Source organism: Bradyrhizobium sp. USDA 4532, assembly GCF_024171315.1.
Taxonomy (GTDB): Bacteria; Pseudomonadota; Alphaproteobacteria; order Rhizobiales; family Xanthobacteraceae; genus Bradyrhizobium; species Bradyrhizobium australafricanum.
Genome location: NZ_JALJZN010000001.1, coordinates 5,539,380 through 5,555,849, shown reverse-complemented (window position 1 = coordinate 5,555,849; position 16,470 = coordinate 5,539,380). Strand labels below are relative to the sequence as shown.

The following is a 16,470-nucleotide window of genomic DNA, read 5'->3' as shown; positions in this document are numbered from 1 at the left end:
GTTATTGTTGCCAATGACTTGCGGCGCAAGGTAACTATTCGGCAATTTTTTGAAAGGCGACCGATTGCGGTCGCTCACGCATATTGCCGAGGTCCTTGTGTCGAATCCCGTTGTTCTGACGCTGACGACCAGCGATCCGCTGCACGATTATCTCCAGCTCTACAACGCGATCTCGGCGATCAGCGTCGGTGGTGGTCTGGCTGCGGCCAACACCGATTACGTCATCAACTTCTCGCTCTCGTCCGGCGCGCGCACGCTGCAATTGCTGGACGATCTGCCGGCCATCAATCTGATGAACGGCTCAACGCTGACCTTCGACGGCAACTCCGACTACAACAATCAACTCGGCGGACAGGACTATAGCGACATCGTCGATGCGCGCGGCTATCAAGGCTTCGTCGTCACATCAGGCACGGTGACGTTCAAGAACCTCACGATCGTCAACGCGGTTGCGAGCGGCGGCAATGGCGGGGTCGGCGGTGGCGGCGGCGGCGCGGGCCTCGGCGGCGGCCTGTTCGTCGGACAGAACGCCAACGTCACGCTGAACAACGTCAATTTCGGCAGCAACACGGCCAAGGGCGGCGATGGCGGCGTGGTCGATCCGGCCGGCGGCGGCGGCGGTGGCGGCGGCATCGGTGCCGATGGCGGCAGCGGCAATGGCGGCGGTGGTGGTGGCGGCGGCTTCGGCGGCCAAGACTATTACGGCTATCACGGCAATGGCGGCAGCGGTTACAGCGAGGCGGGCTCCGACAGCCAGCATCCCTCGACCGGGGCGCAGACCGCGGGCGGCACACCGGCGACGATCGAAGGTGCGGCGGGCGGCGGACAGGGCGCCGACAATTACGGCGGCTCAGGCTACGGAGCACATGCCGGCGGTGGCGCGAGTGGCGGCGGTGGTGGCGGCGGTGTCGGTGGCGGCGGCGGCGGCATCGGCGGCGCCAACTCGGTGGGCGGCGGCCCCTCGGGCACCCTGATCGGCTTCGGCGGCGCCGGCGGCATGGGCGGCGGTGGCGGCGGCGGCATTTATGGCGGCGGCAATGGTGGTTTCGCCGGCGGAGGCGGCGGCTCCGGTAACGGCAGCGGATACGCGCATACCGGCGGCAATGGCGGTTTCGGCGGCGGAGGCGGCGGTTCGAACGGCACGCCCGGCACCGGCGGATTCGGCGCCGGCAGCGGCTCGCTCGCCGGCGGCGGTGGCGGCGGCCTTGGCGCCGGCGGCGACATCTTCGTTCAACAAGGCGGCACGCTGACCGTCATCGGCGGCACCTTGATGGATGCGACCGAGACCGGCGGCACCGGTGCCAATGGTGCGGGCAACGGCTCCGCCTATGGTGACATCTTCATCCAGGGCACGATGGTCGTCACGCCGACGCACACCGTTTCCACGGTCTTCGAGGGATTGCAGACCGTCACCACGCTGACGATCGGCGACAGCATCGCCGATGAGCGGGGTATCAGCGGCAGCGGCACCACTGGCAAGCTGGTCGTCTCCGGCGGCGGTACGCTGACGTTGACGGGTGCGAGCACCTATGTCGGCGGCACGCAGATCGATGCCGGCAACACTCTCTCGATCACGGCCGACAACAACATCGGCGGTTCGGCCGGTGCGCTGATCCTCAACGGCGGCACGCTGACCACGACCGGCGGCTACACCTTCACCCACAACATCCAGGTCACCGCCGCTGGCGGCACCTTCGACATCTCGTCCGGCACGATTGCCGACACCGGCGCGATCAGCGGCTCCGGTACGTTCACGCTGTCGGGCGCCGGCACGTTGCAGCTCGGGCTCGGTCAGCTCGCGGGGTTGACCGGGACGCTCAACCTGAGCAGCGCGCATCTTTCGCTGACGACGGGCGGCACGTTCGACGACTCAATTTCGGTCGGCGGCAGCTCGCTCCTGAAGATCGCGAACGGCGCAACCGTCACCGATACCGCCCTGATCAGTGGCGGCGGCAATCTCGGCATCGACGGCGGCGGCACCTTCGTGCTCGGCCATGCCAACACTTATGGCAGCACGACGATCTATTCCGGCACAGTGTGGCTTGCGACGGCCGGCGCAGCCGGCACCGGCAACATCTCCTTCACGACCGGCCTTCCCGGCACGCTGAAGATCGACGACGCCGCGCTGACCGGCAACGCGCTCACCAACAGCATCTCCAACTTCAATCCCGGCCAGTCCATCGACCTGACCGGGCTGCACTACAACACCCAGAATACCTCGCTCAACACGGTCAGTCTTTCCGGCAACACGCTCTCGATCTCGAACGGCACAGTGACGGATACGCTGACGGTGAACGGGCTCGACGGCGGCGCCCGCTTCCAGCTTTCGCAGGATGCGAATGGCGGCACGGTCGTGCAGCTTGTGTCGACCCGCGTCTTCAATGTCTCAAACGTCACCGAGCTCAATGCGGCCATCCTGCAGATGGATTCCGGCGGCCAGAACGCCGCGCCGAATGCCAACTACACCATCAACATCACCGCCAGCTTCAGCCTCTCGTCGGAGCTGTACGCGCTCAATCTCTTGAGCGGATCGAGCGTCACCATCAACGGCAGCGACGGCCACGGCGGCACGCACACGATCGACGGCCTCAACGCCCAGCGTGGGTTCTTCGTCTATGCGGGCAACGTCAATCTCGAGAACCTGACCATCCAGAACACGGTGGCGGCCGGCGGCGGCATCATCCAGGGCGGCGGCGGCGGTGGCGCCGGGCTCGGCGGCGCCCTGTTCGTCTCGGCGAACGGCAGCGCCACGATCGACAATGTCGTATTTCACAACAGTGCCGCGATCGGCGGCAATGGCGGAACCGGCAGTACCGCGAGCAACGCCAACATCGACGGCTTCGGCGGTGGTGGCGGCATGGGGGGCCAAGGCGGAAACAGCAGCGGTGGCGGCATCGGCCTTCACGCACAGGGTGCGAACTCTGCCGCATTTCAGAACGGGGCCGCTGGCATCGTTCCCGGCGCCGCGGGGGGCGGCAAAGGCGTCGACGGCTACCTGATCCTGTTCGGAGGCGGGACCATGCTTTACTGGTATGGCGGAACGGGCGGCGCCAATGGCGGCGGCGGCGGCGCGGGTGGCTTCTTCGGCAACAACAACCGCGCGCACGGTACCGGCGGTGGCGTCGGCGGCGGCAACGCAATCGACGGCGGCAATGGTGGCTACGGCGGTGGCGGCGGGGCGTTCGGCAATGGTGGCTTCGGTGGCGGCGGCGGCTATGGCGGCGGTGGCGGCTTCGGCGGCGGTGGCGGCGTCAGCGGGCTCGGCGGCTTCGGCGGCGGTGATGGCACGGCGGGTGGGGGTGGCGGCCTCGGCGCTGGTGGCACCATCTTCGTTCAGCAAGGCGGCTCGCTGACCGTCAAGGGCGGCTCGCTGTCGAACGATTCCGGCTTCAGCGCCGTCAAGGGCGGCACCAATGGCATCGGCCAGGCCAGCGGCTCGGGTTTCGGCTCCGGCATCTTCATCCAGGGCAACAACAATCTCAGCTTCACGCCGGCCAGCGGCCAGACGCTGACGGTCGTCAACGACATCGCGGACCAGAGCGGCAATGGCGGCACCGGTGCCAATGCGGGCGTCGGCGGTCTCGTTATCAGCGGCGGCGGTACCGTCATCCTCGGCGGCAACAACACCTACACCGGCAATACCACGGTCAGCGGCGCCGACACCCGGGTGTCGATCTCCGCCAACGTGAATCTCGGCGCGGTGACCAATGTGCTGAAGCTTGGCGACGGCACCGGTATCAGCTTCACCGACGGCTTCACGCAGACCCGCAACATCACCGTCGCGGGCGATCCGGTCTTCAACGTCGCCGCCGGCGAGACCGTTACCCAGAGCGGCGTCATTTCCGATGGCACGACGCCTGGTGATGTCGAGGTGACCGGTGGCGGCCGGTTGGTGCTGTCCGCGCACAACACCTATTCGGGCGGCACCGTCATCAAGGGCTCCATCCTGGAGCTGGCGGCGAACGGCGCGGCAGGGACCGGCGCGATCGCCTTCACCGACGGCAGTACCGAAAAACTCGTGCTCGATGCCGCGGCATTCTCCGGCGCCTCCTTCAGCACGTCGATCACCGGCTTTGCCGGCGGCGACACCATCGACTTCGGCAACATCGCCTATGATGCCACGACGACGCTGTCCTATGCGAACGGCGTGTTGCTGGTGAAAAGCGGCAGCGGCACGACGCTCGCATCACTGAACCTGAGTTTTGGCGCTGGCGCCTCGGCCGGCTCGCTGATGCTGGCGTCCGACGGCTCGGCCTCTCCGCATCTCGAGATCCGGTCACAGGCGAGCATCGCCTCGGTCACTTCTGACACCACCGATCATCTCACGATCCTGAACGCCGGCAAGGTAGTGACCATCACCGTCAACTTCAGCAACACGGTGAACGTGACCGGCGCGCCGGAGTTGCTGCTCAACGACGGCAAGGCCGCGACCTATCTGAGCGGCAGCGGCTCGCAGGCGCTGGTGTTCAGCTACACGGTGCAGGACGGCGACAGCACGTCCGATCTTCAGGTGCAGAGCCTCTCGCTCAACGGCGGCACGATCAGGGATCCCGGCGGCCAGGACGCCGACGTGACCCATGCGGCGACCGACCTGCATCTCGTGATCGACGCGATCGCGCCGACCGTGTCGGTTGCGGCGAGCTCGACCGCACTGCTGGCCGGGCAGACCTCGATTGTCACCTTCACCTTCTCCGAGGCGGTCACCGGCTTTGCGCTGACGGACACGACGGTGAGCGGCGGCGCGCTGAGCAACCTCGTGCATGTCGGCGTCAACGCCGCGCACCAGGACATCTACACGGCAACCTTCACACCCGACGTGACCAACGCCGAGGCGGGCTCGGTGCAGGTCAACGCGTCAAGCTATACCGACAGCGCCGGAAACGCCGGCGCGGCAAGCAGCGCGATCAGCTTCACCGGCGATACCAAGGCGCCGACGGTGGCGGTTGCAGCCGATCACACCACGCTGGTTGCCGGCGATAGCGCGGTTGTCACGTTCACCTTCTCCGAGGCCGTCGGCGGCTTTGGATTGGGTGATGTCACCGTCCAGGGCGGTACGCTGGGCAATCTCACCCATATCGGCGTCGATGGCTCCGGCCACGACGTCTACACCGCGACCTTCACGCCCGATGTGACCAACACCGAGGCAGGTTCGGTGCAGGTCAATGCGTCAAGCTATAGCGACGTTGCCGGCAATTCCGGCGCGTCGAGCAACACGATCAACTTCAGCGGCGACACCAAAACGCCGACCGTGTCGGTTTCAGCTGACCATGGTACGCTGCTTGCCGGCCAGACCGCGGTCGTGACCTTCACCTTCTCCGAGGCCGTCGCGGGCTTCGCGCTCGGCGACATCAGCGTCAGCGGCGGCGCGTTGGGCAGCCTTGTCCATGTCGGCGTCAACGGCGCCGGCCAGGACATCTACACCGCGACCTTCACGCCCGACGTCACCAACGCCGAGGCTGGCTCGGTGCAGGTCAATGCATCGAGCTATAGCGATACGGCCGGCAACGCCGGCGCTGCCAGCAACGCCATCAACTTCACCGGTGACACGCTGGCGCCGACGGTCTCCGTCACGCTCAATCCCGACACGGTGCTGGCCGGCGACCTCTCGGTCGCGACTTTCACCTTTTCGGAGGCGGTGTCGGGCTTCGCCCTTGGCGACATCACCGTCCATGGCGGCGCGCTGAGCAATCTCGTGCATGTCGGGCTCAACGGCGCTGGGCAGGACGTCTACACCGCGACCTTCACGCCCGATGTCAGCGACACCGAGACCGGCTCGGTGAAGGTGAATGCGTCCGGTTACGGCGATGTGGCCGGCAATGCCGGCGCGGCAAGCAACACCGCGACGATCGGCGGCGATACGCTGGCGCCGACGGTGTCGATCGCGGCTGACCGTCACGCGCTGCTGGCGGGCCAGACCGCGCTGGTGACGTTCACTTTTTCCGAACAAATCGCGAGCTTCGCGCTCGGTGACGTCACGGTGCATGGCGGGGCGTTGGGCAATCTGCTCCATGTCGGCGTCAACGCATCGGGCCAGGACGTCTACACGGCAATTTTCACGCCGGACGAAAGCAACACTGAAGCGGGCTCGGTGCAGGTCACCGCCGCGAGCTATACGGATGTTGGCGGCAATACCGGTGCGGCGAGCGGCACCATCAGCTTCACTGGCGATACCAGGGCGCCGACGGTGTCGGTTGCCGCGAGCCCGAGCACGGTGCTTTCGGGCCAGACTTCGGTTGTCACCTTCACCTTCTCCGAGCAGGTCGCGGGCTTTGCGCTCAGCGATACCGTCGTCGCCGGCGGCACGGTGACCAATCTGGTCCATGTCGGGCTCAACGTGTCGGGGCAGGACGTCTACACCGCGACCTTCACGCCCGATATCAACGACGTCGTGGCGGGCTCGATCCGGGTCACCGCCGCAAGCTATGCCGACGTATCAGGCAATGCCGGCGCGGCGAGCAATACCGCGACGATCGGTGGCGACACGCATCCGCCGACGGTATCGGTGGCGGCCGATCACACCCTGCTGCACGCCGGCGACGCCGCGTTGATGACGTTCACCTTCTCCGAGGCGGTCGCAGGTTTCGGACTCGGCGATGTCACGGTCCATGGCGGACTGCTGGGCAGCCTCGTCCATGTCGGCATCAATGGCGCGGGCCACGATATCTACACAGCGACCTTCACCGCCGATGTCACCGACGATCTGTCGGCCGATCTTTCGGTTGCCGGGGCGAGCTACACCGACATCGCCGGCAACGCCGGCGGAGCGAGCAACGCGGTCAGCTTCACCGGCGACACCAAGGCGCCATCGGCGCCGACGCTGGCGCTGCACCGCGACACCGGCGTCTCCAGCGCCGACCACATCACCAGCAATCCGCTGATCGATTACACCAAGTTCGATGCGGCCGACACGCTGCGCTACAAGGCCGACGGCGCCTCGGGCTTCTCCACGGCGGCGCCGGTCTTTACGGCTGATGGTATGCACCCCGTCACGGTGCAGGAGGTCGACGCCGCCGGCAATGTCAGCGCGTCGTCGAGCCTGACGTTCACCCTCGACACCACGGCGCCCCATCTCGCCGGGATCACGGCGACGCCCTCCGGCGGCGTCGCGGCGCCGGGTTCGCTGGTGCAACTGACGGTCGGCTTCAACGAGGCGGTGCATGTCAATGGCGGCACGCCGAGCCTGACGCTGAACGATGGCGGCACCGCAATCTACGACGCCGCGGCGACGGCGCTGCTCGGCGATTCCTCGAAGCTGGTATTCGATCACATCGTGTCATCGACGGATCGGGCCGGATCGCTGGCGGTGACCGGCTTCGCCGCCGATGGCGCCGATGTCGTCGACCTGCCCGGTAATGCGGCCTCGCTTTCGGCGGTGTCCGCCGTGTTCGACGCCCTGCATATCAACGAGACCATCGTGCCGGCCTACACACTCGGGGCTATTACCCGGCCGGAATTGCATCTGGATCTGGGCGGTCGCATCATCATGGATGCAACGGCATCGGCATTCGCCGGACATTATGGCATGCAGTACCTGTTCCTCGGCCTGCCGGCGGGAACGCCCCATCAGACCGTTCCCGACTTTCATCTCTGATCGCAGCGCCGCCGCAAGCTCCGGCGCGGCGCTTCATTCCGCTTAGTGGAAAACAGATTGCTGCCGCTGCGGCTTGCTGCAGTGCAGGCCATGCGGCATGATCCGGCCCTCGAAACGGACCTGATGGAACGAGGTCCGCGCTGCAAGGGAGGATTGGAATGAGACGAGTTTTGGCCGGCGTTTTGGCCTGTGCGTTTGCGATCTCGGCGAATGCGTCGCTGGCGCAGGACAAGCCTCCGCTGAAGCTCGGCGGCATCCTCGATATGTCGAGCCTCTATGCCGACATCACCGGTTCGGGCAGCGAAACCGCTGCCAAGATGGCGGTGGAGGATTTCGGCGGCGAGGTGCTCGGCCGCAAGGTCGAGATCGTGGTCGGCGACCATCTCAACAAGGCTGACCTCTCCGCCAACATCGCCCGCGACATGATCGATAACCAGGGCGTCGAGATGATCTTCGACGTCGCGGCCTCCGCGACCGCGCTCGCCGCTGCCGAAATCGCCAAGGCGCGCAACAAGATCATCATGTTCAACGGTCCGGGTTCGATCCGCCTCTCCAACGAGGCCTGCGGCCCCTATACCGTGCACTACGTGTTCGACACCTTCGCGCAGGCCAATGTGACCGGCCTTGCCGCGGTGAAATCCGGTCTCGATACCTGGTTCTTCCTTACCGCGGACTACGCGTTCGGTCAGGACCTGGAAAAGGACACCAGCAACGTCGTGGTGAAGTCGGGCGGCAAGGTGCTCGGCAGCGTGCGGCATCCGATCAACACCTCGGATTTCTCGTCCTTCCTGCTGCAGGCGCAGGCGTCGAAGGCCAAGGTGATCGGCCTTGCCAATGCCGGCGGCGACACCATCAACGCGATCAAGCAGGCAGCCGAATTCGGCCTCACCAAGAGCGGCCAGAAACTGTCGCCGCTATTGGCCTTCGTCACCGACATCGACAGCGTCGGGCTCGATACCGCGCAGGGCCTGTTGCTGGCGGAAGCCTTCTACTGGGATCTCAACGACGACAGCCGCGCCTTCACGAAGCGCTTCATGGAGCGCACCAAGCGGGTGCCGACCTCGGCACAGGCCGGGGTCTATTCCTCGGTGACGCACTATCTCAAGGCGGTGAAGGCCGCCGGCACCACCGATGCGGCCGCCGTCATGAAGGTGATGAAGGAGAGCTCGATCAACGACATGTTCACCAAGAACGGCAAGATCCGCGAGGACGGCCGTATGGTGCACGACATGTATTTGTTCGAGGTCAAGAAGCCGTCGGAATCGAAGGGCCGCTGGGACGACTACAAGCTGGTGGCGACCGTGCCGGGCGACCAGGCCTTCCAGCCGCTGTCGGAGTCGCGCTGCCCGCTGGTGAAGAAGTGACGAAGTGACGAAGTCACACAGTCATCCCGGGGCGTGCGAAGCACGAACCCGGGATCTCGAGGTTCCGGGTCTGGTGCTTACGCACCATCCCGGAATGACGGATTCAAAATAACAACGAAAGGCAAAACGCCATGAGCGATAATCAGATGGTCCTCCAATCCCTCGACAAGGGCCTGCTCACCATCACCATGAACCGCCCCGATCGGCGCAACGCGCTCAATCCCGACATGACGCGCGGCCTCGTCGAGGCGGCGCGGCGGGCGCAGGACGATACCGAGGTGCGCGCCGTGCTGATCCGGGGCGCCGGCGGCACCTTCTGCGTCGGCGGCGACGTCAAGTCGATGGCGGAAGGCCGCGCCCCGCTGCCGTTCGAGGCCAAGATGGCCAACCTGCGCCGCGGCATGGAGGTCTCGCGCATCCTGCACCAGATGCCGAAGCCGGTGGTGGCGCAGCTCGACGGCGCCGCGGCCGGCGCCGGGCTTTCGATCGCGCTGTCCTGCGATCTCCGCGTTGCCGGCGCCTCCTGCAAGATCACCACCGCCTTCGCCAAGGTCGGCTTCTCCGGCGACTACGGCGGCACCTACTTCCTGACCAAGATGCTCGGCAGCGCGAAAGCGCGCGAGCTCTACATGATGTCGCCGGTGCTGTCGGCGCAGGAAGCATACAATCTCGGCATGGTCTCCAAGGTGGTGCCTGATGCCGACGTCGAGGCCGAGACGTTGGAGCTGGCGCGGTCGCTGGCGCAGGGCCCGTCAGTGGCGCTCGGCTACATCAAGCGCAACATCAACAATGCCGAGACCATGACCCTCGAAGCCTGCTTCGACGGCGAGGCGATCCACCACACGCGTGCCGGCGAGACCACGGACCACAAGGAAGCGGCAAAAGCCTTCGTCGAGAAGCGCAAGCCCACCTTCCAGGGGCAGTAGACCATGGCCGAGTACATGCGGCTGCGGCAGATCTGCCTGGTGGCGCCGCAGCTTGCGCCCGTGATCGCGGACATCTCCGCGATCATGGGCCTCGACGTCTGCTATCGCGACGGCAACGTCGCGAAATACGGCCTCGAGAATGCGCTGCTGCCGGTCGATACCATCCTGCTCGAAGTCGTCGCGCCGTTCCAGCCGGGGCCGGGCACGGCGGCCGGCCGCTTCATCGAGAAGACCGGCGGCCGCGGCGGCTATATGGCGATCTTCGTTTGTGAGGATCCCGACGCGCGTGGCGCCAAGGCCAACGCGATGGGCGTGCGCACCGCCAACGTGATCACGCACGCGCCGTATCACGGCGTGCAGCTGCATCCGCGCGACTGCCGAGCCGCCTTCATCGAGTTCAACCACACCGACGGCAGCGACGACGTGCTGGGGCCGTACCCGCCGGCCGGCCCCGACTGGCAGAAGTCGATCCGCAAGGACACGACTTTGGCGCTGACCACGGTCGAGATGCAGAGCCCCGAGCCTGAGGCGTTGGCGACGCATTGGGGCAGGATCATCGGCATTCCCGCCGATGGTGCCGTGGTGAAGCTGCCGAACAGCACCTTCCGCTTCGTCAAGGGCGACAGCGAGATCATGAGCGGCTTGACGTTCAAGGTCGCCGACAAGGCGAAGGTGCTGGAGGCCGCGAAAGCCAGAGGCTGTGCGGTGAAGGGCGACGGGTTCCTGCTCTGCGGCGTGACGTTCAAGCTGACGGCGTGACGTCGTAGCCCGGATCCAGCGAAGCGAAATCCGGGGCCGCGCTCTTCGCGGATAGACCGGCCCCCGGATTGCGCTCCGCTCCATCCGGGCTACGCATCTTTCTCCCGTCATCCTGAGGAGCCGCGAAGCGGCGTTTCGAAGGATGCACGGCCCGGCTGGTGGCCATGCACCCTTCGAGGCTCTCTTCGATCGCACCTCAGGGTGACGGTGAACGATTGGCGCTTGCGGGGAGAGCGGTTGAGCTCGCTGTAGCGATCCAATATCGTCAAGAGCAACAACAACAATCGGGAACACGCTCCCCATGCCGCATCCGCTCGATACCTTCTTCGCCCCAAAAAGCATCGCGCTGATCGGCGCCTCGCGCGATCATGAGAAGATTCCCGGGCGGCTGCTCGCGATGCTGCGCAAGAACGGCTATCCCGGCGCGCTCTATCCGATCAATCCGAACTATGACGAGATCGACGGGCTGAAATGCTTCAAGTCGGTCGCCGAGATCGGCGCGCCGATCGATCTTGCCGTTATCGTCATTCCCGCCCGTGCAGTGCTGCCGGCGCTGGAGCAATGCGCCGCCGCGGGCGTGAAGAACGCGGTCATCATCTCGTCCGGCTTTGCCGAGGAAGGTGGCGACAGCGCTGACATGCAGGATGCGATCGTCGCGCTGGCGAAGCGGACCGGGATGCGGATCAGTGGCCCTAACGCCGAAGGGTTTTACAGCCAGGCGCAGAAGGTCGCCGCGACCTTCAGCCCGACCGTCGACGTCAAGCCGGATGCGCCCGATCTGGTCGCCAGCAAGCGGCGGATCGGCATCGTCGCGCAGAGCGGCGGCATCGGCTTTGCGATCTATCATCGCGCCAAGGCGCTCGGCGTCGCGCTGAGCTATGTCGTCAGCGCCGGCAATGAGAGCGATCTCGGCGCCGGCGAGTTCCTCGACTACATGGTGCAGGATGCCTCGACCGACGTGATCCTGCTGTTCATCGAGGGTATCCGCGACGTCGACAAGTTTTTGGCGGCGGCGAAGCGCGCGGCAGAGCTCAAAAAGCCCGTGATCGTCACCAAGGTCGGGCGCTCCGGCGCCGGCGAGCGCGCGGCGGCCTCGCACACCGCGAGCATGGCGGGTTGGTCGGCGGCCTATGATGCGGTGTTCGCGAAATACGGCTTCATCGTCTCCAACGACCTCGACGAGGCCGTGACCATTGCCGCGGTTCTGACCACCAATCCGCTGCCGAAGGGCGATCGCGTCGCGGTGCTGACGGTGTCCGGTGGCGCCGGCATCTGGGGCGCCGATACCGTCTCGATGCAGGGCCTGCGCGTGCCGGAGCTTTCAGCCGCGATCCAGAGCCAGATCAAGCAATGGATGCCGTCCTACGGCGCGGCGGGCAATCCGGTCGACGTGACCGCGCAGGGCGTGTCATCCGGCGGACTGCAGAAGAGCATCGAGCTGTTCGACACGTCTGATGAAGTGGACGCGACGCTGGTGGTGCTGTCGCTGTCGAGCGAGACGCGGATGCCGTTCAAGGAAGCCGAGCTGAAGCCGGTGATCGCGGCGCAGAACAAGCCGGTGGTGTTCTATTCCTACACGCTGCCGTCGCAATTCGCGCGGCAGGAGCTGGCGAAGTCGGGCGTGGTGGTGCTCTCGGGACTGACCCATGTCGGCGTCGCAATGCGGCGGCTGGCGGACTATGCCGGCTTCAAGCCCGCGCCGGAGATCTCGGCATCAGCGTCGCCGGCGCACGATCTCTCCATGCATCTCACGTCGAAGACGTTGTCGGAATATGACAGCAAATCGCTGCTGCGCGCGGCCGGCATTGCGCTGCCGGATGAGGTGCTGGTGACCGACCGCGACGGGCTCGACGCTGCGATCGAGCGCGCCGGATTTCCACTGGTCATGAAGATCCAGTCGCCCGCGATCGCGCATAAGAGCGAGGTTGGCGGCGTCCGCGTCAACATCGCCGCCAAGGGCGCGGCATTCACGGCCTATCGCGACATGCTGGAGACGGTGCAGAAGCAGCGGCCGGGCGCTGAAATCCAGGGCGTGCTGGTCGGGCCGATGGCCAGGAAGGGCGTCGAGATCATCGTCGGCACCATGACGGACGCGACCTTCGGGCCGATGGTGATGGTGGGGCTCGGCGGCATCACCACCGAACTGTTCAAGGACGTGGTCTATCGCCCCGCGCCGGTGAGCCCGGCTGAAGCGAGCACGATGCTGGAGACGCTGAAGGCCGCGCCGCTGCTGCGCGGCTTCCGCGGCGCGCCGAAGGCCGATGTCACGGCACTGGCGCGTTTGATCTCGCAGATTTCAGTGCTGGCGGCGCAGCATGCGAACGAGATAGCCGAGATCGAGGTCAATCCGGTGCTGGTGCACCCGGAGGGGCAGGGCGTGACGATCGTCGATGCGCTGGTGGTGCCGAGGGGTTAGCTAGATATCTCCCCGGTGTCGTCCCGGCGTTCGCCGGGACCCATAACCACCGAAGTGAGTTGTAAGAGAAGCCGACGGCGCTTGTGCCCCTTCCGCGGGCCGCGGCGTATGGGTCCCGGCTCCCGTGCGCAATTGCGCACTAGGCCGGGACGACCCGTGGAGAGAGCGGCGCTTGCGGCTACCGCCCCTTGAAGTTGGCGACGCGACGCTCGGCGGTGGCCTTGACGCCTTCCTTGAAGTCTTCGGTCGCGCGCAGCTTGGTCTGCTCGGCGAGCTCATGGTTGGTTGCGGCGAGCACGCGGTCGGCGAGGCCGGCGCGCATGGTGGCGCGGGTCGAGACCAGGCCGAGCGGCGAGCATTCGGCGATCTCCTGCGCGAGCTTCATCGCTTCCGCCCGCACCTGATCCTGCGGCACCAGCACATTGGCGAGGCCCCAGCGATAGGCCTCTTCGCCGGTGACGCGGCGGCTGGTGTAGAACATCAGCTCGGCATTGTTCTTGCCGATCAGTTCCGGCAGCGTTGCGGTCAGGCCGAAGCCCGGATGGAAGCCGAGCTTGGTGAAGTTGGCCGAAAAGCGTGCCTCGGGGCAGGCGACGCGGAAGTCGGCGGAGACGGCAAGGCCGAGGCCGCCGCCGATCGCGGCGCCATGGATCGCCGCGACGATCGGCTTCTTGTTGCGGAAGATGCGCACCGCCTGAACGTAGAGATGGTTGATCGGCAGGTTGGAAGCCGGATCGCTCTTGGCGCGCTCCTCCTGCTCCTGGCGGGCCGGATCGCCGAAATTGGCACCGGCGCAGAACGCCTTGCCTTGCGCCGCCAGCACCGAGGCGCGGATCTCGATATTGTTGTCGAACTCCTCCAGCGCGTCGGCGATCTGGTTGATTAGCGCGACGTCGAAGAAGTTCAGCGGGGGTTTCCGGATTTCGATCAGGCCGACATGGCCGTGGGTTTCGACGCCGATATCAGTGTACTTGGTCATGATCTGTCCTCGTTGAATTAGCGCAGGCGAGCCCGCGCGGCTAGCGCAGGCCAAGTCCGCGGGCGATGATGCCGCGCAGCACTTCGGTGGTGCCGCCCTGGATCGTCAGCTTGGGCGCGGTCTTGATGGCGAAATCGAGCTGCTTTTCCAGCGTCTCGCGGTTGGTCGCGGTCTCCTCGACGAAGGCGGCGAGATCGCGGACGCGATGCGGCAGCTGCTGCTCCCACACCGTGCCGATGTCCTTGACGATCGAGGCCTCCACCACCGGCTCCTTGCCGGCCTGCAGCATGCCGGCGACCGACACCGACATGCGGCGCATTGTGTGCACCTGCGCCACCAGGCGTCCGATGCCCTCGGCGCTGCGGGTGTCCGGGTTCTTGCCGACCGCGCGCACGAGCTCGGTGAGCACGTAATAGGTCTCGAGGAAGCGCTCGGGACCACTTCGCTCATAGGCGAGCTCCGACGTCGCCTGCTTCCAGGCGCCATCGACCTCGCCCAGCACGTGATCGTCGGGCACGAAGTAGTCGGTGAACACGACCTCGTTGAACTCGAACTGGCCGGTGATCTGGCCGATCGGATTCACCTGGATGCCCGGCTGCTTCATCTTGACGAGGAACTGGGTCAGGCCGTGGCGGCGGTTTTCCTTGGTCGGCGGCGAGGTACGGAAGATCGCGATCATGTAGTCGGCGATGTGCGCCGACGAGGTCCAGATCTTGGTGCCGTTGATCAGATAGCCGCCGTCGGTCTTGGTGGCGCGGGTCTTCGCCGCGAACAGGTCAGAGCCGGAGTTCGGCTCGCTCATGCCGATGGCGAAACAGACCTCGCCGCGGCAGATGCGCGGCAGGATGTCCATCTTGATGTGCTCGGGCGCGTATTTCAGCAGCACCGGCCCGCTCTGGCGGTCGGCGACGAAGAAGCGCCGGGTCGGCGCGTTCGCCACCCGCATCTCCTCGGTGACCACGTAGCGCTCGAGGAACGAGCGCTCCTGGCCGCCATATTTCTTCGGCCAGGTCATGCCGAGCCAGCCCTTGGCGCCGACGCGACGGGAGAATTCCGGCGCGTCATTGTCCTCGCGGTTCGGCGCGTGGGGATCGAAGGTGCCGGCGGCGATTTCCTCGGCGAGGAAGGCGCGCACCTCCTTGCGGAGCTGCTCGCATTTTTCCGGCAGGCGGATCGGATCGAAACGAAGGGCTGCAGTCATGATGTCCAGTCCTGATCTTTCTGCCTGATCTCAGCGCGAAGCCACCAGCGGCCACAATTCATCGGCGCCACGATTCGCGACGAGCTTGCCGAGCTCGACCGCCCAGTAGCTCTCCGAGCCGAAATCGTCGCGCCAGGCCAGCGCCCGCAGCGAATAGCGGTGCAGGATGTGCTCGATGGTGAAGCCGATCGCGCCATGCACCTGATGCGCGATGCCGCTGCCCTTCTCCGCCGCTTCCGAGCAGCGGACCTTGGCCGCTGCGGCCTCCAGGAACACCGCATCAGTGTCCAGCGACTTGGCATTCACGATCGTGTCCGCCGCGGAGGTTGCGGCAGCGAGTGCCGCGGCGTTTTCGCCGGCGAGCCGGGCGAGGTTGTGCTGCACCGCCTGGAATTTCGAGATTTTCTTCTCGAAGGCGATGCGCTCATTGGAATAGCGCACGGAAATGTCGAGCATCGCTTCCAGCGCGCCGGCGATCTGCAGGCTGCGCACCACGCCGCCCATCAGCATCAGCGTGGACTGGTCAAAACCCTTCGGCGCCGGCCTGGTCGTGACCGGCTGCACCTTATCGAGCGTGACAATGTCGTTATGATCGCCGCCGAGCCCGATGCCGGATTCGATCCGGCACTTCGCTGCATCGATCAGCGCGATCGACACGCCGCCATTGCCTTCAGCCAGCACCGCGAAATGTTTTGCGTCCTTGGCGAACGGCACGCCGCGGGCGCGGCCGGAGAGCGAGCCGTCGGCGTTGAGCGTCACGCGGTCCTTCGGGCTTGCCGGCAGCACGGTCATCTCGCCTTCGGGAGAGGCGATCCTGGCTTGCGTCAGCAGCCAGCCGGCCAGCATTGTTTCGGCCAGCGGAACAGCGATCGCATGCCGCCCAGCGACGTTGAGGACGCTGAATCCTTCGGCGAGGCTGGCGCCGGAACCGCCGAGATCGTCGGGCACCCAGGACAGCGGCAGGCCGGCTTCGGTCAGCGCCTGCCACAGCGGCGCCTTCCATGCGCCCTGCTTGTCGTGATTGATGGTTTGGGCATCCGCGAGATCGGCGAAAATCTTTTCCGCGGTCTCGGCGACGATGTTTTCACTCTCCGCCACAGCGTTCCTCGTGTTGATTGGCTCGGGCTGGCTGTTCGGCCATGCCCTGCTCGCGATGTTGTCTTGCGCTCAATGATGCGGAAAAGCCATAGCCGTGACAAGCGCTGCCCGCAGGGCCACTTGCGCGGATGGCATG

At 66.0% G+C, this 16,470-nt stretch carries 8 protein-coding genes; 5 read left to right on the top strand and 3 right to left on the bottom strand.

Translation table 11 applies throughout. From position 1 onward, the window contains the following. Nucleotides 1–97 precede the first annotated feature (97 nt). The 5 genes from J2R76_RS40855 (at nt 98) to J2R76_RS25575 (ending at nt 13,056) form a co-directional block, all read left to right on the top strand. Nucleotides 98–7,591 carry an Ig-like domain-containing protein gene (locus J2R76_RS40855; protein WP_309143554.1) on the top strand — a complete coding sequence of 2,498 codons (7,494 nt, stop codon included), beginning with the start codon at nt 98–100 and terminating at the stop codon, nt 7,589–7,591. A 158-nt stretch (nt 7,592–7,749) separates the two neighbouring features. Beyond that, the gene (locus J2R76_RS25590) at nt 7,750–8,955 is read left to right on the top strand and encodes an ABC transporter substrate-binding protein (RefSeq protein WP_076832824.1); all 1,206 of its coding nucleotides are present in this window, start codon (nt 7,750–7,752) and stop codon (nt 8,953–8,955) included. 131 nt (nt 8,956–9,086) lie between these two features. Further along, on the top strand, nt 9,087–9,881 hold the full coding sequence (locus J2R76_RS25585; RefSeq protein WP_076832822.1) for an enoyl-CoA hydratase: 795 nt from the start codon (nt 9,087–9,089) through the stop codon (nt 9,879–9,881). A 3-nt stretch (nt 9,882–9,884) separates the two neighbouring features. After that, nucleotides 9,885–10,640, top strand: a complete 756-nt coding sequence (locus tag J2R76_RS25580) for a hypothetical protein (protein WP_076832819.1) — start codon at nt 9,885–9,887, stop codon at nt 10,638–10,640. Between the two features lie 301 nt (nt 10,641–10,941). Continuing rightward, nucleotides 10,942–13,056 carry an acetate--CoA ligase family protein gene (locus tag J2R76_RS25575; RefSeq protein ID WP_076832817.1) on the top strand — a complete coding sequence of 705 codons (2,115 nt, stop codon included), beginning with the start codon at nt 10,942–10,944 and terminating at the stop codon, nt 13,054–13,056. 178 nt (nt 13,057–13,234) lie between these two features. On the opposite strand, the gene J2R76_RS25570 is transcribed toward J2R76_RS25575, so the two are convergent. From J2R76_RS25570 to J2R76_RS25560, 3 genes are read right to left on the bottom strand one after another with little or no spacing between them, the layout of a single operon-like run. Then, nucleotides 13,235–14,035 carry an enoyl-CoA hydratase/isomerase family protein gene (locus J2R76_RS25570; protein WP_028341859.1) on the bottom strand — a complete coding sequence of 267 codons (801 nt, stop codon included), beginning with the start codon at nt 14,033–14,035 and terminating at the stop codon, nt 13,235–13,237. Nucleotides 14,036–14,075: 40 nt separating this feature from the next. Then, nucleotides 14,076–15,236 (bottom strand): acyl-CoA dehydrogenase family protein, encoded by a 1,161-nt coding sequence (locus J2R76_RS25565; protein WP_018269158.1) that lies wholly within the window; start codon nt 15,234–15,236, stop codon nt 14,076–14,078. Between the two features lie 30 nt (nt 15,237–15,266). Further along, the gene (locus tag J2R76_RS25560) at nt 15,267–16,334 is read right to left on the bottom strand and encodes an acyl-CoA dehydrogenase family protein (RefSeq protein ID WP_057020166.1); all 1,068 of its coding nucleotides are present in this window, start codon (nt 16,332–16,334) and stop codon (nt 15,267–15,269) included. Nucleotides 16,335–16,470: the final 136 nt, after the last annotated feature.

Bases quoted from the DNA above. Each gene is read 5' to 3' on its own strand.
- J2R76_RS25590 (WP_076832824.1), top strand. From the start codon at position 7,750: ATGAGACGAGTTTTGGCCGGCGTTTTGGCCTGTGCGTTTGCGATCTCG.
- J2R76_RS25585 (WP_076832822.1), top strand. From the start codon at position 9,087: ATGAGCGATAATCAGATGGTCCTCCAATCCCTCGACAAGGGCCTGCTC.
- J2R76_RS25580 (WP_076832819.1), top strand. From the start codon at position 9,885: ATGGCCGAGTACATGCGGCTGCGGCAGATCTGCCTGGTGGCGCCGCAG.
- J2R76_RS25575 (WP_076832817.1), top strand. From the start codon at position 10,942: ATGCCGCATCCGCTCGATACCTTCTTCGCCCCAAAAAGCATCGCGCTG.
- J2R76_RS25570 (WP_028341859.1), bottom strand. From the start codon at position 14,035: ATGACCAAGTACACTGATATCGGCGTCGAAACCCACGGCCATGTCGGC.
- J2R76_RS25565 (WP_018269158.1), bottom strand. From the start codon at position 15,236: ATGACTGCAGCCCTTCGTTTCGATCCGATCCGCCTGCCGGAAAAATGC.